This is a genomic window from Streptococcus sp. HMSC065E03 (genome assembly GCF_001815045.1).
Lineage (GTDB): Bacteria > Bacillota > Bacilli > Lactobacillales > Streptococcaceae > Streptococcus > Streptococcus parasanguinis_AD.
The window spans coordinates 130372-133063 of sequence record NZ_KV818844.1; the positions used below are offsets into that span (position 1 = coordinate 130372).

Here is a 2692-nt window from a genome sequence, read left to right on the forward strand (position 1 = left end):
GGATGAAAGACATCATCTGGTACACTCCAACTCGTCAAGCAGACGGTTCATATACTGTAACGGCCAAAGCCAGTGACCACGAAAACGCTGATGGCCAGTATGAAGCGCAGGTCTTCTATGTGGATGCTAACGGACAAAACAAGTTTGTCAAGAAAGCCTTTATCGATTACACAGCTTCTAAACCATCTGCTGATCTGACCATTACAAAATCAGAAAAAGATGGGACCTTCACCATCACAGCTAAGAACCTTCAAGGCTTCGATGGCTACAAGGAAGTGAAGATTCCATTCTGGTCTCATGCCAATGGGATGAAAGATATCATCTGGTACACGCCAACTCGCCAGGCAGACGGTTCATATACTGTAACAGCCAAAGCCAGTGATCACGAAAACGCTGATGGCCAGTATGAAGCGCAAGTCTTCTATGTGGACGCTCAAGGCCAAAACAAGTTTGTCAAAAAAGCCTTTATTGATTACAAAAATCAATCTCGTCCAACCGGTACTCTCTTGATCCAAAACAACAACAAGGATACAGGTACCTTTGATGTCATCATCAAGGATGTCTACAGCCCTAAAGGGGTACAGACTGTGCAAGTTCCTACTTGGTCTGATAAGGACGGCCAAGACGATATTCGCTGGTATGAAGCAACACGCCAAGCGAACGGAGATTACAAGGTATCGGTCAAAGCTAGTGACCACAAAAACTCTACTGGTAAGTACCATGTTCACCTTTACTACATTCAAAATGATGGATCTCGGATTGGTATTGGTACCACAACAACAGACGTAGAAGTTAGAAATGCCATGACCAAGACGCAAGCTTCTATCAAGAATGTCAATGCAACGAACGGGACTTATACAGTAGCTGTAGATCAAGCACCTCAGGGACGTCAGATTAAGAATATTCGTGTCGCAGCTTGGTCTAAAGCTCATCAAGAAAATCTTTACTGGTATTCCGCAACACCGACAGGTATGCACACAGAGATCACTGTCTCTACCAATAATCACGGTAATGAAGCAGGCAACTATACCACTCACGTCTATGTAGACTACAAAGATGGAGGAGTTGAAGGTTTTAATCTCGGTCAGACAGCCTTGTCTCCACGAAATCAAAAGGTGAATCCACAAACAACCTATTATTCTCAACGGGATCCTCGTTGGGCTGGGAAATATTACGGTGTGAGCAATGTCGATCAGTCAGGTTGTGTGCCAACCTCTCTTGCTATGACCTTTACAGATATCCTAGGTAGAACTATTTTGCCAACAACAGTAGCTGATTATCTCTACAACAATACTGATTCATTCAACAAAGGTGAAGCAGGAACAGATTCTGATGGGATTGTAGCTGCCACTCGTAACTGGGGCTTGAAGAGCCAATTGATTAATGGAGCTGGAGGCATTGCAGAAGCCCTCATGGCTGGCAAGCATGTACTTGCTGCGGTAGGCAATAGCCAATTTACTAGCGATCCTTATACTCATGAATTGGTCTTGCATGGTTATGACAATGGAAGAACCTACGTACGCGATCCATATAATAGTGGCAACAACGGCTGGTACTCCATCAATTATCTTCACTCTATTAAGAGCAAGGACCCGATGGATAACAAGCTTGGAGCACCTTTCTTCTCAATTTTTGCATAAGCTAATCAGAAGGCCAATCTGGCCTTCTGTTTTCTTTAAAAATAGGATTCTTCTCACGATATTGTTTCTTGATCCGGCGGTTTGTGCTATAATACTACTATGTGGGTACAATCCGTATAAAAAATTGTAAGGAAGATACATGAAAAAGAAAGATCTTATTTTTTATGCTGGGACAGCCGTTTTGTTGGCTTTTTCGACACAACAAGTCAAAGCCGATGAGCAACATGCGTCTGATCAAACACCAGAAAATACATCAGCTATCGTTGCAACAACAACTTCATCAGAAGCACAGAATACCGTGAGCGAAGGAGTGGGAGTTGAGAAAGGTATTCAGACAGAAAATACCGTTGCAACAGAGGCAGCACCTGTCACACCGACTCTTAGCAATAACCAGTCTTCTGACAAGGGCACTAGCGACAAGGTTGTATCAGAGCAACCAGCACAAGCTGTGGTAGCTAGTCGTGCACCATATGGCGCACGCGCACGAGTGGTAGCAGCAAGAAATGAGAGTGTTCCTCAACAGGAATCTCCAGTTTCTGCAGATTTGACTATTGCCAAATCAGAGTCAGACGGCACCTTCACCATTACGGCTAAGAATCTTCAAGGCTTGGATGGTTATGAAGAAGTGAAGATTCCATTCTGGTCTCATGCCAATGGGATGAAAGACATCATCTGGTACACTCCAAGTCGTCAAGCAGATGGTTCTTATACTGTAACAGCCAAAGCTAGTGACCACGAAAACGCTGATGGCAAATACGAAGCGCAAGTTTTCTATGTGGATGCTAAAGGCCAAAACAAGTTTGTTAAGAAAGCCTTTATTGACTATACAGCTCCTAAACCATCTGCTGATCTAACCATTACGAAATCAGAGTCAGACGGTACCTTCACCATCACAGCTAAGAACCTCCAAGGCTTCGACAGCTACAAGGAAGTGAAGATTCCGTTCTGGTCTCATGCCAATGGGATAAAAGATATCATCTGGTACACTCCGACTCGCCAGGCAGACGGTTCTTATACCGTAACAGCCAAAGCTAGTGACCACGAAAACGCTG

At 44.1% G+C, this 2692-nt stretch carries 2 protein-coding genes; both read left to right on the plus strand.

The annotated features are described in order from the left end of the window. The coding region (locus HMPREF3002_RS02010; protein WP_176745552.1) for a GBS Bsp-like repeat-containing protein at positions 1-1640 on the plus strand (1640 nt) is incomplete at its 5' end. A 139-nt stretch (positions 1641-1779) separates the two neighbouring features. Continuing rightward, positions 1780-2692: GBS Bsp-like repeat-containing protein (locus HMPREF3002_RS02015; protein WP_176745553.1), on the plus strand; the 913-nt coding region annotated here is incomplete at its 3' end.